Source organism: Pantoea folii, assembly GCF_056678875.1.
In genome coordinates, this window is sequence record NZ_JBWXON010000018.1 from 57412 (window position 1) to 73312 (window position 15901).

19 protein-coding genes and 1 other RNA gene are annotated in these 15901 nt (G+C 54.6%); 6 read left to right on the top strand and 14 right to left on the bottom strand.

What is annotated here, in order from left to right:
• Positions 1–93: 93 nt before the first annotated feature.
• Positions 94–795 (top strand): pirin family protein, encoded by a 702-nt coding sequence (locus AC1MDE_RS19445; protein WP_479414308.1) that lies wholly within the window; start codon positions 94–96, stop codon positions 793–795.
• A gap of 70 nt (positions 796–865) precedes the next feature.
• On the opposite strand, the gene dolP is transcribed toward AC1MDE_RS19445, so the two are convergent.
• The 4 genes from dolP to AC1MDE_RS19465 are packed head-to-tail and all read right to left on the bottom strand — an operon-like array spanning position 866 to position 4483.
• Positions 866–1438, bottom strand: a complete 573-nt coding sequence (gene dolP / locus AC1MDE_RS19450) for a division/outer membrane stress-associated lipid-binding lipoprotein (RefSeq protein WP_034829213.1) — start codon at positions 1436–1438, stop codon at positions 866–868.
• Positions 1439–1452: 14 nt separating this feature from the next.
• Positions 1453–2040, bottom strand: a complete 588-nt coding sequence (diaA, locus tag AC1MDE_RS19455) for a DnaA initiator-associating protein DiaA (RefSeq protein ID WP_034829211.1) — start codon at positions 2038–2040, stop codon at positions 1453–1455.
• Positions 2041–2054: 14 nt separating this feature from the next.
• On the bottom strand, positions 2055–2450 hold the full coding sequence (locus AC1MDE_RS19460) for a YraN family protein (protein ID WP_058959534.1): 396 nt from the start codon (positions 2448–2450) through the stop codon (positions 2055–2057).
• Positions 2408–4483 carry a penicillin-binding protein activator gene (locus tag AC1MDE_RS19465; protein WP_058959533.1) on the bottom strand — a complete coding sequence of 692 codons (2076 nt, stop codon included), beginning with the start codon at positions 4481–4483 and terminating at the stop codon, positions 2408–2410. The genes AC1MDE_RS19460 and AC1MDE_RS19465 overlap by 43 nt, the downstream gene beginning before the upstream one ends.
• Before the next feature lie 62 nt (positions 4484–4545).
• On the opposite strand from AC1MDE_RS19465, the gene rsmI reads away from it, so the two are divergent.
• The 4 genes from rsmI to mdtI all read left to right on the top strand — a co-directional run bounded on the left by rsmI (position 4546) and on the right by mdtI (position 7186).
• The gene (rsmI, locus tag AC1MDE_RS19470) at positions 4546–5409 is read left to right on the top strand and encodes a 16S rRNA (cytidine(1402)-2'-O)-methyltransferase (RefSeq protein WP_480344996.1); all 864 of its coding nucleotides are present in this window, start codon (positions 4546–4548) and stop codon (positions 5407–5409) included.
• A gap of 33 nt (positions 5410–5442) precedes the next feature.
• Positions 5443–5819, top strand: an RNA gene (rnpB, locus tag AC1MDE_RS19475) — RNase P RNA component class A.
• 700 nt (positions 5820–6519) lie between these two features.
• Positions 6520–6870 (top strand): multidrug/spermidine efflux SMR transporter subunit MdtJ, encoded by a 351-nt coding sequence (mdtJ, locus tag AC1MDE_RS19480; protein ID WP_479399673.1) that lies wholly within the window; start codon positions 6520–6522, stop codon positions 6868–6870.
• Positions 6857–7186, top strand: coding sequence for a multidrug/spermidine efflux SMR transporter subunit MdtI (mdtI, locus tag AC1MDE_RS19485; protein WP_479399671.1), 330 nt, complete (start codon positions 6857–6859; stop codon positions 7184–7186). The genes mdtJ and mdtI overlap by 14 nt, the downstream gene beginning before the upstream one ends.
• 147 nt (positions 7187–7333) lie before the next feature.
• On the opposite strand, the gene AC1MDE_RS19490 is transcribed toward mdtI, so the two are convergent.
• The 10 genes from AC1MDE_RS19490 to AC1MDE_RS19535 form a co-directional block, all read right to left on the bottom strand.
• Positions 7334–8308 carry a glutathione S-transferase family protein gene (locus tag AC1MDE_RS19490; protein WP_058959531.1) on the bottom strand — a complete coding sequence of 325 codons (975 nt, stop codon included), beginning with the start codon at positions 8306–8308 and terminating at the stop codon, positions 7334–7336.
• 80 nt (positions 8309–8388) lie between these two features.
• Positions 8389–8799: a DoxX family protein gene (locus AC1MDE_RS19495; RefSeq protein ID WP_058959530.1), complete on the bottom strand. Its 411-nt coding sequence runs from the start codon at positions 8797–8799 to the stop codon at positions 8389–8391.
• A gap of 206 nt (positions 8800–9005) precedes the next feature.
• Positions 9006–9290, bottom strand: a complete 285-nt coding sequence (locus AC1MDE_RS19500) for a YqjK-like family protein (RefSeq protein WP_038644523.1) — start codon at positions 9288–9290, stop codon at positions 9006–9008.
• A complete protein-coding gene (locus tag AC1MDE_RS19505) occupies positions 9287–9682 on the bottom strand; it encodes a phage holin family protein (protein WP_034829196.1) in 396 nt (131 codons plus the stop codon). Before AC1MDE_RS19505 ends, AC1MDE_RS19500 begins: the two co-directional genes overlap by 4 nt.
• Position 9683: 1 nt before the next feature.
• Entirely contained in the window at positions 9684–9989 is a 306-nt protein-coding gene (locus AC1MDE_RS19510; protein ID WP_034829194.1) for an ElaB/YgaM/YqjD family protein, read from the bottom strand.
• Between the two features lie 34 nt (positions 9990–10023).
• On the bottom strand, positions 10024–10395 hold the full coding sequence (locus AC1MDE_RS19515; protein ID WP_034829192.1) for a DUF1090 domain-containing protein: 372 nt from the start codon (positions 10393–10395) through the stop codon (positions 10024–10026).
• Between the two features lie 173 nt (positions 10396–10568).
• On the bottom strand, positions 10569–10937 hold the full coding sequence (gene mzrA / locus AC1MDE_RS19520; RefSeq protein WP_200576725.1) for an EnvZ/OmpR regulon moderator MzrA: 369 nt from the start codon (positions 10935–10937) through the stop codon (positions 10569–10571).
• On the bottom strand, positions 10934–11611 hold the full coding sequence (locus AC1MDE_RS19525) for a DedA family protein (protein WP_100703327.1): 678 nt from the start codon (positions 11609–11611) through the stop codon (positions 10934–10936). The genes mzrA and AC1MDE_RS19525 overlap by 4 nt, the downstream gene beginning before the upstream one ends.
• Positions 11612–11932: 321 nt before the next feature.
• Complete coding sequence (gene exuR, locus AC1MDE_RS19530) at positions 11933–12706, bottom strand: transcriptional regulator ExuR (protein WP_480344997.1); 774 nt, start codon at positions 12704–12706, stop codon at positions 11933–11935.
• Positions 12707–12796: 90 nt separating this feature from the next.
• Positions 12797–14098 (bottom strand): MFS transporter, encoded by a 1302-nt coding sequence (locus AC1MDE_RS19535; RefSeq protein WP_058959569.1) that lies wholly within the window; start codon positions 14096–14098, stop codon positions 12797–12799.
• Positions 14099–14484: 386 nt separating this feature from the next.
• Between AC1MDE_RS19535 and uxaC the strand changes: the two genes are divergently transcribed.
• On the top strand, positions 14485–15900 hold the full coding sequence (gene uxaC, locus AC1MDE_RS19540; protein ID WP_058959527.1) for a glucuronate isomerase: 1416 nt from the start codon (positions 14485–14487) through the stop codon (positions 15898–15900).
• Position 15901: the final 1 nt, after the last annotated feature.

Genomic DNA, 15901 nt, shown 5'->3' on the forward strand with positions numbered 1-15901 from the left:
AGATTAACTGGCTAACAATCCGGCGTCCAGCCTTTTACCATTAACGTATAAAGCCTGTGGTCGAATCTCACCGCAGTGCGTCGGAGGTAAATCATGATGACAACCCGCTGCGCGTCAGCATGTGGCCAGGCCGATTTCGGTTGGTTGCAGGCGCGATACAGCTTCTCTTTTGGCCACTATTTTGACCCGAAATTAATGGGCTACGCTTCATTGCGTGTGCTTAATCAGGAAGTGCTGGCACCCGGTGCGGCGTTCCAGCCACGTAGCTATCCGCAGGTGGATGTGCTGAACCTGGTGTTGCAAGGCGAAGCAGAGTACCGCGATAGCGAAGGCAACCACCTGATCGCGCGGGAAGGCGAAGCCATGCTGCTGTCGGCGCGGCAGGGCGTGAACTACAGTGAAATCAATATCAGCAAAGATCACCCGCTAACACGCATGCAACTGTGGCTGGCGGCCTGCCCGGAACGTGAAAATCCGCTGCTGCAGAAAATCGCTGTGCCACAGCAAACTCGTTTCTTGCTGGCCTCGCCAGACGGTGTGGATGGCAGTCTGCAACTGCGTCAGCAGGTGTGGGTGCATCAGGTCGTCCTCGCTCCAGGTGAACAGCATACGGTGAAGCTGAATGGTCCTCGCGCCTATCTGCAATCGATCCACGGTTCGTTGGATTTACAGGCAAGCAGCGCCAATCAGGAGTTACTGAGCTGTGGTGACGGCGCGTTTTTGAGTGAAGAACAGCAGATTACGTTGCAGGCGAAAACGCCGCTACGTGCCCTCGTCATCGATTTACCGGCATAAAAAAGGCAGCCCGCTGAGGCTGCCCTTGTCTGTGGTCGGGGCGCAGCTGACTGCGCCCGTCAGATGCAGATTACTTCAGGATGGTGAACGCGGTCGTTACGTGTTTCACACCGCTCACACGACTGGCCACATCGGCCGCCGCAGTGGCTTCCTGTTGTGTCACCAGACCCAGCAGGAACACTTCACCGTTTTCCGTGGTCACTTTCACGTTCGAGGATTTCACCTGATCGCTACCCAGCAGCTGCGAGCGGATTTTGGTGGTGATCCAGGTATCGGATGATGAGGTTCCGAGGCTCACTTTCTGGCCAGTGCGGATTTCGTTATACACCTCGGTGGCACCATCCACGCCCATGGCAATCTGCTTGGCGCGGCTCGCCAAATCCGCCGATGGTGATTGGCCGGTCAGCAGTACTTTGCCCTGATAAGCGGTGACCACGACGCGTGCCTGGTTTTTGATTTGTTCATCTTTAGCCAGTGCGTTACTGACACGCAGTTCCAGTGTACCATCATCCACTTGCGTACCGACGGTGCGCGGGTCCGTTGCGGTTTTGGTCGCCACAGCGGCGCCGCCTGCCACAACGGCAACACAGCCTTGCAGCATCATGGCAGTTAAAAGAATGGCGACAGCGTTCAATGCTTTCATTTGAGCTCCTTCAGTCATTCCTGGTGTGGGAACAAAGTGTTATCAATCAAATCACACAGGCAGTTCAGCGTCAGCATATGCATCTCCTGAATGCGTGCACTGCGATGTGACGGAATGCGAATTTCCACATCGTGCGGACCCAACAGGCCCGCCAGCTCACCGCCATCATGGCCTGTCAACGCGACGATAGTCATATCGCGAGTCACCGCAGCTTCAACCGCTTTAACAATATCGCGGGTGTTGCCACGGGTTGAAATAGCCAGCAGCACATCACCGGCCTGACCAAGCGCGCGAACCTGCTTGGCATAAACTTCATCGTGGAGACGATCGTTGCCGATCGCCGTCAGCATGACATTGTCGGCGCTCAGTGCCAGCGCAGGCAGGCTGGGGCGCTCGGTCTCAAAACGGTTAATCATACTGGCGGCAAAATGCTGAGCATTGGCCGATGAAGCACCGTTACCACAACTCAGGATTTTGTTACCGTTCAGCAGCGACTGCACCAGCGTCATAGCGGCGCGAGAAATCGCATCCGGCAGTGCCTCCGCAGCGGCGATTTGAGTCTGAATACTTTCGGTAAAACACGCTTTAATTCTGTCCTGCACAAGACCACCTGGTTCTATCCATCGGCATTAAAGGCATCGGGCAGCCATTCCAGCTCACGCCCGGTAATGGCAATGATGTCAAAACGGCAATTCACCGTATCAAAACTGCCGCCGCGTGCCAGCAACCACCATGCAGCGGTACGCAGCAGCTTTTGTTGTTTCTGGCGCGTCACGCTGGCGGCGGCACCGCCGTAGCGCGCATCGCGTCGATAGCGCACTTCGACAAACACCCAGCAAGCGGCGTCTCGCATAATGAGGTCAATTTCCCCACTGCGGCAACGCACGTTGCTGGCAACCCATCGCAGCCCGGCGCGCTCCAGATAGCCACGCGCCTGCTGCTCCTGCTCAGCGCCAATGCGCTGGCGGTTTACTGCACCGGAACGATTTGTCCCTGACGATACTGGTTCCATGCCAACTTCCTGTTGATCACGCAATCCGTGTCGGCGCTCAGCTTGCCGGTGTTGCCGTCAATGGCAAAGCCAGGCACCTGACGCATCTGGTTAAAGTGATTCGCCAGCGTCCAGGCATCAATGCCCAACGCGTAGAGGCGAACCAGCGAATAATCATTGTTAAACGACTTCGCCGCCTGCTGCATCAGACCCGGATTGTTACCGGAGAGCAGCGGAATATCACTGAACTGCAGGCCATCCATTTCCAGACGGAAGTCTGGACCGGCACCCGCCTGCGCACTGCGGGAGCTGGCATACAGTGCGATGTTGTTGCGGCTGCTGGTGCGCATCGCAATCATCGGCTTGATCAGTTGCAGCTCGTCCTGGCTGGCCACGATGTACACTGCATCCACACTGCCGCCGCTGGCATCGGCCGTTGGCGCTGGCGGGGTGGTTTGCGGCGCTGGAATGGTCAGGCCCGCAACAGCCACGGCGGCAGACTGCGGCTGTTCAACCGTCAGCGGCGTGCCACTCAATGCGATACCCGCTCCGCTATTAATACCTTGTTTCAGCTCAGAAACGCCACCGAAACGCTGTTGCAGTACGGTGGAGCCGCCCAATTGCTGCCACTCCTGTGCGAACGCCTTGCTGACGCGATCGCCATAGCTGCTACGCGGTACCAGCAGTAATGGCTGGCGTTTGCCTTGCTCGTAGATATGGTGCGCGGCATCGCGCGCTTCGTCTTCAGGAGAAAGCGCAAAATAACAAATATTCGGATGGTTCTGGATCTGTTCTGGCTCGTTCAGCGCCAGCACGTTGAGTGGCGTCTGGCTGTTCACCACCGATTCCACGTCGTTTTTCAACAGTGGGCCCACCACGATGGTCGCGCCATCCTGCTGAGCCTGCTGCATTACCTGGGCAATCGGCTGGCTGCTGGTGTCATAAACTTTAACCTGAGCGTTGCTGTCCGGCTGAGCCGCCGTAGTCGCCGGTTGTGCTGCGGGCTGCGGCTGTTCGGTCTGTGGCGGCATATTACCTGCCATGGCCGGGCTGACAACTGCGTTAGCGGCAGCGTTAGCATCGGCAGGCTGTTGTGCGTTCGCGTCGCCAGGCTGTTGTGCTGACGGCTGGCCATTGGCATCGGTTGCCGCGGTAGCAGCAGGGGCGGGTTGCGGCGCTGGTGCAGTTAACACGCCATTTTTGGCATCGTTAAAACCTTTCTGAATCGCATTGGCAAAAACCTGTGCCTGGCCATTCAGCGGCAGCAGTAGCGCGATGGTGCTGGTCGAGGCTTTGGTGAAGTTTTGCACCTGGCTAAGCTGAGTTGGTAATGTTTTCGCACCCGGGTTTTGCGGATAACGTGTCTGCCAGTCTTTGATCGCCGCTTTCAGCATCTGCGGATCCTGGCTGTTGGTATGCCAGGTGTTGAGCAGATCCAGCCAGCCTTGCAGGGTGTTCTCATTGGCGTTAATCACCAGGCTGTTCAGCTGATCCTGCGTCATTTGCGTCAGAGCTTGCCAGGTGGCGTCAATATTGCTCTGGTGGTCGGCGCCTTGCAGCAACGGCTCCTGAGCAATATAGGCGCGTAACAGTGCGAGTGAAGGGCGATTCTGTGCCGCAGCGATTTGCAGAGCGTAGTAGCGCACCTGCTGATCCTGAGACAGGCCATCAGTCTTCACCTGACCCAGCGTCTGCTGAGCGCCGCCGAAATCCTGCTGACCAATCTGCATCTGCGCGCGCAGTAATTGCAGCTCCTGCTGCTGCACTGCAGAGAGCTGTTGTGGCAGTTGCGAGATCTGATCGTTAGCCTGCGGATACTTTCCTTCCTTCAACAGGGCACGGATGGCAAGTAATTGCCAGTCGGTCTTGCTATCATCGCTGCTTTGCTGCACCTGCTGCAGATAATAGTCAGACCGGCCAGTAGCAGGCCCCTGAATATTGACGTTGGAGGTTTGCTGCGGTCCCTGGCCGCTACAGGCGGCTAAAATCAGTCCAGCGAGAAGAACAGGTACAAAGCGTCCTGCTTTATGACGTACGACTTTTGAAGGAAGCATACTGTATCCAGTGATGTTTTTTTCTAGATGCTCAATATTAAATCGGCAATTCGGATGAAACAATGAAACAACTCGATCGGGCAGAGATTTCTGCCAGCACGCTCTATATCGTTCCTACCCCGATCGGTAACCTGGGTGATATCACGCAGCGTGCGCTGACGGTGCTTGCGAGCGTCGATCTGGTCGCAGCGGAAGATACACGTCATACCGGGCTGTTGCTACAACATTTCGCCATCAATGCGCGACTGTTCGCACTTCACGACCACAACGAACAACAGAAAGCAGAAGTGTTGTTAGCCAAGCTGCAAGAAGGCCAGAGCATTGCGCTGGTCTCGGATGCGGGCACGCCATTAATCAACGATCCTGGCTATCATCTGGTACGTCGCTGCCGTGAAGCAGGTGTGCGCGTGGTTCCGTTGCCGGGTGCCTGCGCGGCGATTACAGCATTAAGTGCGGCGGGGTTACCGTCAGATCGTTTCTGTTACGAAGGATTTCTGCCCGCCAAGAGTAAAGGCCGCTGCGATGCGCTGCGCTCCCTTGAGAATGAACCGCGAACCCTCATTTTTTATGAATCAACTCATCGTTTAATCGATAGCCTGCAGGATATGGTGAGCGTCTGGGGCGCGGATCGCTATGTGGTGCTGGCGCGCGAAATCACCAAAACCTGGGAAACCATCCAGGGCGCACCGGTCGGCGAGCTACTGGCCTGGGTGCTGGAAGATGAAAACCGTCGCAAAGGCGAGATGGTGCTGATTGTTGAAGGGCACAAGGCCGATGACGAAGCGCTGCCTGCCGAAGCGTTGCGAACCCTGGCGTTGCTGCAGACTGAGCTGCCGCTGAAAAAAGCCGCTTCGTTAACGGCGGAAATTCATGGCGTTAAGAAGAACGCCCTGTATAAGTACGCGCTGGAGCAGCAAGAGGCGTGACAAACGCGGGCGGATCGCCTATTATCCCGCGCCGAAGCTGACCAGACAGTCGCCGCTTTGTCGTCGTCCCTTTCGGGGGAGACGGGCAGAGGGGAGGAAAGTCCGGGCTCCATAGGGCAGGGTGCCAGGTAACGCCTGGGGGGCGCAAGCCTACGACCAGTGCAACAGAGAGCAAACCGCCGATGGCCCAGTAATGGGATCAGGTAAGGGTGAAAGGGTGCGGTAAGAGCGCACCGCGCGGCTGGCAACAGTTCGTGGCACGGTAAACTCCACCCGGAGCAAGGCCAAATAGGGGTTCACAAGGTACGGCCCGTACTGAACCCGGGTAGGCTGCTTGAGCCAGTGAGCGATTGCTGGCCTAGATGAATGACTGTCCACGACAGAACCCGGCTTATCGGTCAGTTTCGACTTTTTCATGTGAAAAACCCGCCTCGGCGGGTTTTTTGCTATCTGGCGTCCAGAGGCAAGATGAATAACTGTCCACTCCACTCTTTATGAAAAGAACGCGGCTTAGCAGTCAGTTTCGACTTCTTTATGGAAAAACCCCGCCCCGGCGGGGTTTTTGCTATCTGGCGTACGGCGCAAGATGAATGACTGTCCACTCCACTCTCTATGAAAAGAACGCGGCTTATCAGTCAGTTTCGACTTTTTCATGTGAAAACCCCGCTTCGGCGGGGTTTTTGCTATCTGGCGTATAACGGCGAGAGGAAGGAGAACCCACTCTCAAAGAAAAGAACGCGGCTTAGTGGAAATTAAAATAAATCTCATCCCGCGGAGAATAAATAAAGTCACAGCGTAAAGAAATGAAAATACCGAGGAACAAAATAATCCTTATGCCAGAATAGGCGCGTGTTTCACTACCGAGGACAATTTTTCATCCACATCGACGAAAAGCAACAGCGTGGATAAGTTGTAAAATTATGGACAAAATGCTCGCCCCAATGATGGCAACCTCTATTTATCTCTCTGAACACTTCCACTGCTCGATCTGCGACCAGCACTGGCGCTTCGCGCTTTAGCGTCACACTCTCCTTATTTAAAAATATTCTTAAACTTTCTCACGCGTTTATTTTGCGTGATGGCACTCTATTTCTCTTAAGGAGAGAAATCATGCGCTATTGGCTTTTATTGTTTTTAGCTATCCTGGCTGAAATAACCGGCACGCTCTCAATGAAATGGGCTAGCGTCAATGACGACAACGCGGGTTTCATTTTTATGCTGTTGATGATTGCGCTCTCTTATATTTTCCTGTCTTTCGCCGTCAAACGTATCGCTTTAGGCGTGGCCTATGCGATGTGGGAAGGTATCGGCATTCTGTTTATCACCCTGTTCAGCGTCACGCTGTTCGATGAAACCTTATCGCTGATGAAGATCGCTGGCTTAGTCACGCTGGTGGCAGGGATTGTGCTGATCAAATCCGGCACGCTAACCCGTAAGGAGGCGCAACATGGCCACGTTTAATGCAGTGCACGTGGCCTGGCTGGCACTGGCGATTGGGCTAGAGATCGTCGCGAATATCTTTCTCAAATACTCTGATGGTTTCCGCCGTGTGATTTACGGCGTGCTTTCACTGGTCGCGGTGCTCGGGGCGTTCAGTGCGTTGTCACAAGCGGTGAAAGGGATCGATCTCTCAGTGGCTTATGCGCTGTGGGGCGGTTTTGGGCTGGTGGCGACAGTGGCAGCCGGATGGGTGCTGTTTGGTCAGCGTCTGAATCGCATCGGCTGGTTAGGGGTGGGATTGCTGATTGCGGGGATGGTGCTGATTAAGTTCGCTTAAAAGTGGGTACATCGGCCTGACTCTTAGCGGTTAACGCGCATGTAGAAATGGAGTGTCAGGCGGTTCACCTCGTATTCCATCTGTTAAACCCTGCACAACACACTCCTTCAAAAAGGAGTGTGTTGAACGCAATGATCCCCAATAACCTCAACCGCGGCCGTGTGGCTCATCCCAGTCAAATGCCGGGCCTAGCGAAATCACGCCGCTCGGGTTAATGGTTTTATGGCTGCAGTAGTAGTGATGGCGAATATGCGGCAGATTCACCGTATCGGCGACGCCCGGCATCTGGTAGATATCACGCAGGAAGCCGCTCAAATTGCGGTAATCACTGATGCGGTGACGATCGCACTTGAAATGCGTGACATACACCGGGTCGAAGCGGACTAAGGTGGTCCATAAACGCAAATCCGCTTCCGTCAGGCGATCGCCGGCCAGGTAGCGATGCTGCCCGAGGATCTGCTCAAGTCGCGCCAGCGAATGGAACAGCGCCGTGACTGATTCATCATAGGCCGCCTGCGAGGTCGCGAATCCGCTCTTATACACGCCATTGTTCACCGTGTCGTAAATCCAACCGTTCAGCTCATCGATCTTATCGCGCAACACCGGCGGATAATAATCCCCGGCGCGGGCACCTTGTGCATCGAAGGCCGTGTTGAGCATACGGATGATATCAGCCGATTCATTGCTGACGATGGTGTGCTGAGTTTTATCCCACAGCACCGGAACGGTCACGCGGCCTGTATATTGCGGGTCGGCGTGCAGGTAGAGCTGATAGAGGTATTCGTTTTGATACAGAGAGTCGCCGGTTGCGTCCGGGAAATCGTCGTCGAAGGTCCAGCCGTTTTCCAGCATCAATGGATGCACCACTGAGACGGAAATCATCTCTTCCAGCCCTTTAAGCTGGCGCATCAGCAGCGTGCGGTGTGCCCACGGACAGGCAAGAGAAACATAAAGATGATAGCGATCGCGCTCGGCAGCGAAACCCGCCTTGCCGGTGGGGCCAGCACTGCCATCTGCAGTGATCCAGTTGCGCCAGACTGCTTCTGTGCGTTTGAAGCGGCCACCGGTTGACTTCGTATCGTACCAGGTGTCATGCCATACACCGTCAATCAGTTGTCCCATAAGCCCTCCATAAAGAAAAAGGGCGAGGAAAATCCCCGCCCCTGCAAATCAGTATATGTGTTCTGGCAGCGCTTGTGTGCTTAGCGTGCGGCTGCTGGTGCGAAACGAGCACGAATCAGACGGTCGATGCTGTATGCACCCGGACCTACCAGACCCAGCACCAGGAAACCACCAGCGATGGACAGGTTCTTCATGAACATCAGCTGGTTAACGCCTTCAGCAAAGTTGCTGTGGAACAGGAACGCAGTCAGCACAGTGAAGCCCGCAGTGAACAGTGCGGTGAAACGCGTCAGGAAACCGAACAGAATTGCCAGACCGCCGCCGAACTCCAGCAGAATAACCAGCGGCAATAAGAAGCCCGGGACGCCCATCGCCTGCATGTATTGTGCGGTACCGGCATAACCGGTGATTTTGCCCCAGCCCGCAGTGATGAACAGAATGGTCATTAATACGCGTGCCAGCAACAGGCCTGAGTCTTCGAATTTTTTCATCATTTACTCCAACAAGAATTAAGAAGCAGGTTGTTGGCCTGCAAGGTTTTGATCCCGCAGAATCGCAGGTCGCAATTCGTTGGGCTGATGGAGGAAGATGATAGTCGCAGGTTGCAACAGTTGTAAGCGAGTTAAACTGTCAATGTTGTTCAGGGATTTTGATAAAGAAAAACCGAATCTTTTAGATCCGGTTTCAAATGAAGACGTTAGCGAGGTTCGAGCGTGGACTTAATCATGCGCCAGGTACTCCAAAGCCCAAAACCGCGTTTTGCCCAACGCAAAATACGGTTAGGACTGCGGATTGACCAGATAGCCAGTGCGCTGCTGCCAATCGCCAGATAGCGGCGTAAGCTGAGAAACGTTAGCCAGCCGCGATCGTAGTGAGCAGTGCCATCCAGCCAGTCACGGCGTGCAGCACTGAGATCCAATCGCTGCTGCTGAACCTGATTCAACAGTTCATGAATGCGTGCTTCACGTTCACGACGGCTCATGAGCGATGCTCCTCCAGCAAGCTGCGATCGGTTTCCAGCTCCTTGCGGGTATGACGCAGCAACGTTGACTGGCGTGACTTATATAGCGTCCACACACCGAAGATCAGCGCCAGCGCAAACAGTACGGCGGTAGTAATGGCAATCGCCATCAGCCGATACTGCGCATCTACCGCCCAGATGATCAGCACCATTAGGCTCATTAAACCAAAAGCGGTAAACAGCATCGTCAGTCCAACCATCATCAGCATCTGAATCAGATTGGCTTTCTCCTCCTCCAGCTCGACAATCGCCAGACGGACGCGCGTTTCCACCATCCCGACCAGGGTGGTGACGATGCGCTGACCGATGTTGAAGACCCCTTTGCCTGGGCCGTGGCTCTGACTATCGCTCATATCAACGACGTGAGATCAGGATGCCGATCAGTACACCGACAGCTGCACCGATGCCTACGCCGTGCCACGGATTATCGCGCACATACTCGTCGGCCTTTTCTGCCGCTTCACGCGTGGATTGCGCGATGCGTTCACCGGAATCGCCCAGTCTCTCACGCGAACTTTCAATCGCGCCGCGCGCTTTGCTGCGCAGTTTGTCCAGTTCGGTTTTCGATTTATCCGCCGAGCTGCTCAGTACTTCTTCCAGGGTGTCAGCAAGGTTTTTCAGTTCCGCACGCAGATGTTCAGATGTGGTGTCTTTAGACATGAAGTTCTCCATTACATCATCTATTTAAGTCCGATTAGTAGGGCTCAGCCTCAAGCTTTTTCAGCTCGTGCTGTGCCTCTTCCAGCTTACGTTCGCGCTTCTCAATCTTATCTTTGTCGCCATCCTGACGCTCTTCCTTCAGCTCACGCTCGCGTTCAGCAATTTTGTGTTTTTGCTCGGCAATGCGTTCGCTGTGGGCCGACTTCAGTCTCTCATCAGTACAATTCGCGCGTACTTCAGTCAGCGCGCGCTCCAGCCCGGTCACACGGCGCTGGTTATCGTGCTGTTTAGCCATATCGATTTCGCGCTGAATGTCGTGTTCTTTCTGCTGACACAGCGATTCAGCTGCCATCAGAGATCCCGAGAGAGAAAACAGAATAGCACCCAGCAGTAATTGATGTTTCATCAGGTTTTTACCTTCCATTGTTGATGACCTGCCGCAAACCGGGCAGGAGAAGCGTCCCAGCTTGTCTTAACTCGCGCTACCTTTAAGCATAGACAGCAGACGAAAAAATTCAACGAAGACGCGGGGATAGCGAGGATTGATTCACCGTCTGGCTTATCACCAGACGGCTAAAATCAGCTGTAAGTGGGGCGATTGGCGTCAGGCACTTGCTGTGATGCTTGCGGTCCGCTTGCCACCACAAAGCCCTGTGGCAGCAGGCGTCGCAGCACTTTCTGCGCGGCCAGGCTTTGCTCTTCATTCTCGAAATGAATCACCAGCGCATCACCTGCAGGTGTAATACTTTTGATACGCACGCCTTGCGCACTGAGCTGCTGATACAGATAAAAGCCATCCGGCAAATTGGTGCCATTGTGGGCAACACGGATTTGTACCACGGTATCGTGCTGCAACATCGACGGCACAAAAATCACCGCCAGCAGCGCCAAAGCAGCGCCAAGCGCCCAGGGCACTAAGCGCCTGGGGAATCCACGGAATGCGATCATGGCTGTGAATTCCCGTTGCGCGAAGACTGGCGTTTACGCCACAACACCACCAGTGAACCCACCAGCCCGATCACCAGCAGCACCAATGGCAGTAGCATCAGGCAGAACATCAGTTCATCTTCATAACGGCGGAAAATCGGCGTTTTGCCTAGTGCGAAGCCCAGTACCGTCAGAATCAGCACCCATAGTAAGCCGCTCACCCAGTTAAAGAACTGGAAGCGTGCATTGCTCAGACCGGAAAGCCCGGCAATGGTCGGCAACAGGGTACGAACGAAGGCAATAAAGCGGCCGATCAGCAAAGCCGAAAGACCATGGCGATGGAACAGGCTATGTGCACGTTGATGATATTGCGCCGGAAGATGTGACAGCCATTTTTGTACGGTAGGCGTATTGCCCAGCCATCGACCCTGGATGTAACTCACCCAACAGCCCAGGCTGGCGCCGGTGGTCAGAATCAGGATGGTAAGCGGGAAACCCATGGTGCCTTTAGCAATCAAAACACCGACTAAAATCAATAGACTATCGCCGGGCAAAAACGCGGCGGGTAGCAGGCCATTCTCGAGAAACAGAATCAAGAACAGCACGCCGTAAATGGCCCAAACCAGTGTCGGGTCGGAGAGCATTTCGTAATCCTGCTGCCACAGGGCATGCAGCAATGCTTTCAAAATATCCATCAATCATTCCTGAACATCATTGTTAAACGTGCCCGTATGGGGCTGAGGCGCAGGCTGGCTTGGTTATACATTTTTGGTATGCAGCCGTTGCGGGATTTCCGGATCCATCCAGAATTGATTGTTAAATCAGCGACTTTTTAAAGCCCTGTCGCAAAGGGTAAGAAAAGGGCGATAACTGTAACAAAAATCACGCAGGTCAGACAGTGTAAAGTGGCTCTCGCACAGGAGTTTTACCTTTTGACGCAGATGGTCAAAAGGAGCTTTACATGAGCTGACACTATTGCAGATTAACTGACTTATTCGCCTGGAAATGCAGCAGAATCAATAAGAATTGTCACTACCTTCCGGCAGGATGACGGGATTTTCCGCAAACATGTAACGGTCGACATTAAATTCAAAATCGTCGGCGGTGGCGTTAAACAGCATCTGTTTAGTATTTTCCAGGTGCTGCCACATTGCCAGCTTGCTGGCGGCGGGATCTTTGCGCATAAGTGCTTTTAGAATCTGGTCGTGATCGTCACACCAGCTGGTGATGTTGCGCGCATCAATATGCTCGTGCAGTTTGAGCCAATAGGGGTTATGCAGACGGTGCAGCCACATCTTCTCGACTATCGCGGCCAGCGCACTGTTTTGTGTGGATTGAGCGATGCGGACGTGGAAGTGCATATCCCATTCAGAATCACGTGAATGGTCTTCCTGGCGGGCTTTTTCCTGAATTGCCATCAGCGCCATAATGTCCTGGCGCGTGACCTGCGTGGCGGCAAACTCGGCCACGTTGCTTTCAATAAGCTGGCGCGCCTGCAACAGCTCAAACGGACCGAAGCTGGCGAACTCCAGCTGGCTAGATGTGGTCTCGCGATTTTGCTGCTGATTACTGATCACGTGAATGCCGGAGCCTTTGCGTACCTCCACGTAACCTTCTACCTCCAGCATAATAATCGCTTCACGTACCACCGTGCGGCTCACCTCCATCTCTTCAGCGATCAGGCGTTCGGCCGGCAGCTTATCGCCCACGCGATAATCATCCGCCTCGATACGACGTTTAAGTTCACTGGCGAGTTGTTGATAAAGACGACGGGATTCATTCAGATCCATTGCGCGGTTCGCTGTAGTGGTGGAGGTTGAGTTGTTATACCACTTTGGCGGGAGGGAAGAAATGGGCTGGCGTGTGCCAGCCCGCAGAGATTAACTCCGTGCAGGAGCGGGTTGCGCTACGCCAGATTCCCCCAGCTCCGATACCGGCTGATTTTTCAGCACGGTCCAGATTACACAGGCACCGAGCAGGTCAAATACTGCCAGCGCGGCAAACAGCGGACTGAAGCCCAGCGTATCAGCCAATGCACCCACCACCAGCGCAAACAGGGTGCTGGCAGTCCACGCGGCCATGCCGGTCAGGCCATTTGCCGTGGCCACTTCATTACGGCCAAATACATCCGAGGAGAGGGTGATCAATGCACCGGACAGTGCCTGATGGGCGAAGCCACCGACGCACAGCAAACCAATCGCTACGTAAGGGCTGGTAAACAAACCAATGGTGCCCGGTGCAATCATCAGCACAGCGCCCATGGTCACCACCAGTTTGCGCGACACAATCAGATTCACGCCAAACCAGCGCTGGAACAGCGGCGGTAAATAGCCCCCGACGATGCAGCCGAGGTCGGCAAACAGCATCGGCATCCAGGCGAACATGGCGATCTCTTTCAGGTTGAAGCCGTAGACCTTAAACATAAACAGCGGGATCCACGCGTTAAAGGTGCCCCATGCCGGTTCCGCGAGGAAACGCGGCAGGGCGATGCCCCAGAACTGGCGATTACGCAGGATCTGACGCGCCGACATTTTGCTGTTATTACCGGTCTGATGCTGCACTTCCTGACCGGAAATAATGTAATGACGCTCTTCATCGCTGAGCTTGGTTTGCTGCTTAGGATGTTTATAAAAGATTAACCAGCACATCGCCCATGCCATGCTGAGCACGCCGGTGATGATAAAGGCCAGCTGCCAGCTGTGCGCCAGAATTGCCCACACCACCAACGGTGGAGCCAGCATCGCACCAATCGATGAACCGACGTTGAAGTAGCCGACCGCCACGGAGCGCTCTTTGGCCGGGAACCACTCGCTGCTGGCTTTCAAACCGGCAGGGATCATTGCCGCTTCAGCCGCGCCCACTGCGCCACGTGCCAGCGCAAAACCGCCCCAGCTGCCTGCCATCGCGGTGGCAGCACAGAAGATCGCCCAGAGGATGGCAAACACCGCGTAGCCAATTTTGGTGCCCAGCAAATCCAGCACATAGCCTGCCACGGGTTGCATCACGGTGTAACACGCCGAATAGGCGGCAACGATATAGGAATATTGTTGGGTGGTAATGCCCAGCTGGGTTTCCAGCGTCGGTGCGGCAACTGCGATGGTATTACGCGTCAGGTAACCGAGTATGGTGCCCAGCGTCACCAGCCCAATCATGTACCAGCGTAGCCCTTTGATCTTACGCATCATTAACCTCTTCCAGTCTGTCGTAACACTTGCCATTAAAGGTAGGGAGTACTTGTGTACTCCCGCTGGCGGCGATGACGAATCAGACCTGCCGCCTTGTTGTTATGAGATGTGCCATGAGGTTCGGCATCAACGAGGCGAGAGAGTAACTTGTTATACAACTTTAAAAGTTGAATGCCATCACAAAACCCTTCATGCACTATGTGATCCGCTAAACAGGCGTTATAACAGCCAGTTAGTGCAATGTGGCTGACCGTTTCGTCCATATACCCACAGTGAAACTGTCATTATTGTGAGGTGTATCGCAAACAATTTTGCCGATCGCCAAAATTGGTATGATAACTTTGAGTCAGAAGCCAATTGGCCCCAAACATGAGGAAGCAGGTATGTCGCGTTTTATGAGTGAGGATTTTCTACTCGATAGCGAGTTCGCCCGTCGTCTGTACCATGACTACGCCAAAGACCAGCCGATTTTCGACTATCACTGCCATTTACCGCCGCAGCAGATTGCCGAAAATTACCGCTTCACCAATCTCTATGACATTTGGCTGAAAGGCGATCATTACAAATGGCGTGCGATGCGTGCTAATGGCGTACCCGAAGCGCTGTGCACCGGCGACGCCAGCGATCGCGAGAAATTCAACGCCTGGGCACGCACGGTGCCGCACACTATCGGCAATCCGCTGTATCACTGGACGCACCTTGAGCTGCGTCGTCCGTTTGGCATTACCGATGTATTGCTGAATGAGCAGAGCGCGGATCGCATCTGGCAGCAGTGCAATGAGCTGCTGGCGCAGGATGCCTTTAGCGCACGCGGCATCATGCAGCAGATGAAGGTGAAAATGGTCGGTACCACTGACGATCCGCTTGACGATCTGCAGCACCATCGCACGCTGGCGGACGATGCCAGCTTTAGCGTTAAAGTGCTGCCAAGCTGGCGTCCGGATAAAGCCTTCAACATTGAGCTGGATACCTTCGTGCCTTGGATTCAGCGTCTGGAACAGGTCGCCGATGTCAGCGTGCAACGCTTTGATGATCTGCGCCGCGCGTTGAGCCTGCGTCTCGATCATTTTGCCGCACACGGCTGTAAAATCTCCGACCATGCGCTGGACGTAGTGCTGTTTGCCGAGGCCGATGAAAGCACGCTGGATAGTATCCTGGCGCGTCGCCTGCAAGGTGCTGCACCGACGCAAGAAGAAGTGGCGCAGTTCAAAACAGCGGTGCTGGTGTGGCTTGGCAGCGAATATGCGCGTCGCGGCTGGGCGCAGCAGTATCACATTGGCGCGCTGCGTAATGCTAATCGTCGGCAGTTCGATATTCTCGGCCCGGATGTGGGCTTTGACTCCATTAATGATGCGCCGATGGCGATCCCTTTGGGTCGTTTGCTGGATGCGCAGAACCGTAACAACGCACTGCCGAAAACCATTCTTTACTGCGTTAACCCACGCGACAACGAAGTGCTGGCGACCATGGCGGGCAATTTCCAGGGCGAAGGTGAACCCGGCAAGATGCAGTTTGGTTCCGCATGGTGGTTTAACGATCAGCTTGATGGCATGCATCGTCAGATGACGCAGCTGGCGCAAATCGGCCTGTTGAGTCGCTTCGTCGGCATGCTCACCGACAGCCGCAGTTTCCTCTCCTACACCCGCCACGAATACTTCCGTCGCCTGCTGTGCCAGATGATCGGCAATTGGGTTGAACGCGGGGAAGCGCCAGCCGACGAAGCGCTGTTGGGGCAGATGGTGCAAAACATTTGCTTTAACAATGCGCGCGATTACTTCGGCATTGAGTTGGGAGCCTGAT